Here is a 2,441-nt window from a genome sequence, read left to right as displayed (position 1 = left end):
CGTGGGGCAGACGGAATGGACCAAAAAACAGGTCCCGGATTTTGACTGGGACTCCCTGAAGCGGGACGGCATCCTGATAAAGAGCGGCCCGGACAGCCTGGTGCTGGCCGGGGACCGGCCGGCGGGGACCCTCTACGCCGTATATGACTTTCTGGAGGAGGCTCTGGGGGTCCGGTTCCTGACGCCGGAGGACGAATACGTGCCCCGGCTGACGGATATAGCCACGGAGATGCGGAAGACCTACCGGCCTCCCTTTTATCTGCGGGAAGACTTTTTCCGGGAGTTCATGCACGACGAGCGCTTCAGGGTGAAGCGCAAGCTCAACGGCCGCACCAATCCGGCCACCGGCCCCATCAGCCCCGAATGGGGGGGCTGCTGGGAGCTCTTGGGCGGCGGCCACACCTTTGCTCAGTTTTTGCCGCCCTCGGAGTATTACGGGGACCACCCGGAATGGTTCACCGAGTTTGAGGGCAAGCGGGTCTCGGCCTATGCCCAGCTGTGCCTCAGCAACGACGAATGCGTGGAGGCCCTGACGGAGCAGGTGCTCCGGACCCTGAGGGACAACCCCGGCGCCCGTATGATCAGCGTGTCCCAGAACGACAACGAGCTCTATTGCCGCTGCAAAAACTGCGCCGCCCTGGCCAAAAAATACGGGTCCCAGTCGGGAGTCATACTGCAGGCCGTGAACCGGGTGGCCCGGGCGGTGGCGAAGGAGTTCCCCGGCGTGCTGGTGGAGACCTTTGCCTACGACTACTCCGTCACTCCCCCCAGGGGCATCCGGCCGGAGAAAAACGTCATAGTCAGGCTGTGCAATATACGCAACGATTTTGGCACTCCTCTGCCCGACAGCGCCTCGAGCATACATCCCAAAAGGGTGGCGGTGAACCTGAGCTACCTCAAGTCCCTGGACGGCTGGCGGCGGCTGACGGACAATCTGTTCATCTGGAACTACACGGTGAACTTCAGCGCCTCCTATCTGATGCACCCCAATTTCTTCTGCCTGAAGCCGGACCTCCTGACCTTCAGGAAAAACGGGGCAAAGGCTGTGTTTGAGCAGGGGGACGCCTTCAACAAGAACTGCGCCTTTACCCTGCTGAAGGCCTATATGGCGGCCCGGCTCATGTGGGACCCGGAGCTGGACGACGACCTCATTATGAAGGAGTTTCTCTCGGGCTATTACGGCGCCGCCGGGCCTTATCTCTATGAGATCATCCGCCGTTGCGAGGCTCTGGAGAGACAGTCTCCCCTGCCTCTGGGCTGCTATCTGGGTTCCGCCCACTGGCTGGACAAGGCGTCCTTCGGCGAGTGCATGGCTCTGTTCCGCCTGGCTATGAACGCTGTAAAGGGCAATGAAGCCCTGGAGGACCGGGTCCTGGGAGAGGCCATGTATTTCGAGTACTCCCTTACCCGCCTGTCCGGGGAGGCCCGGCAGGAATGGTCCCGGACGCCCTGGCTCCTGTACCGGGACACCGGCGAGTTTGAAGCCGCTCTGTACGACTACGTTCAGCGCACGGACAACCGCTACAACAGAGAAGGCGGGCTCTACGAAGGCAAGGACGCCGTCCGGGAAGAAGGCCGGGCGGAGGTGAAGGTGCTGCCCGAGGCTCTGAGGAGTCTGGCTCCCGAAGAGTATTTCTGTATGCCCGGCAGCGATTTTGTCTGCTATATAAGGGGGGTCGCCAGCGACGTTAAGGAGGACCCTCTTGCCGAGGAGGGCTTTGCGGGAGTGCAATACACCGACACGGCGGAATGGGGTCTCCAAAGGAAGGTGGCTCCCATCCTCAACAAGGCCCTCTCGGCGGGCTTCAGCAAAATGCATATATTCGTGTCGGCCAGGGCGGAGGGCCCCAAGGACGACGCCCAAAAGGCCTGCGAGCTGCATCTGTATGATTTTCAGCGGGGAGGCGTGTTTTCCAGAGGGATCATGGCCTCGGAGCTCAGCGGGGACAAATACACCGTCATAGACTGCGGCGAGACTCCCCTGTGGGAATGCAATGACGTTCATCTGTGCATCCTGCCCTTCAACAACGGGGCGGTCAAGGGAGGCGTCTGGGTGGACAAGGTGTATATGATATTCGAAAAGTGAGAAGGCTATGAGAAAGATACTGCTCTGTGTCCTGCTTGCGGCAGTGTTTGCCCTTGTGGCCCTGCCGTCCCCGGGCTGCGTTCTGACGGAGGGCGGGAGGCCGGCTGCGGTGATAGTGGTGGGCCCGGACGCTGTGGCCCCGGAGAAAAACGCGGCTCTGGAGCTGCAGTCCTACATAGAGCAGATATCCGGCGCCCGGCTGGAGATAGTGTCTGAGCCCTCGGAGGCTCTGGCCAACATCTACGTGGGGCAGACGGAATGGACCAAAAAACAGGTCCCGGATTTTGACTGGGACTCCCTGAAGCGGGACGGCATCCTGATAAAGAGCGGCCCGGACAGCCTGGTGCTGGCCGGG

2 protein-coding genes are annotated in these 2,441 nt (G+C 61.3%); both read left to right on the top strand.

Features of this window, described 5'->3' with window-relative positions; genetic code table 11:
• On the top strand, positions 1-2,086 hold a 2,086-nt coding region (locus IK083_00995), incomplete at its 5' end, for a DUF4838 domain-containing protein (protein MBR4748136.1).
• 7 nt (positions 2,087-2,093) lie between these two features.
• Positions 2,094-2,441 (top strand): hypothetical protein (locus tag IK083_00990; protein ID MBR4748135.1); only part of this gene is annotated, 348 nt, incomplete at its 3' end.

It is taken from the genome of Abditibacteriota bacterium, from assembly GCA_017552965.1.
Lineage (GTDB): Bacteria > Armatimonadota > UBA5829 > UBA5829 > UBA5829 > RGIG7931.
The sequence above is the reverse complement of the archived record's forward strand: the minus strand, read 5'-3'. Positions and strand labels throughout refer to the sequence as shown.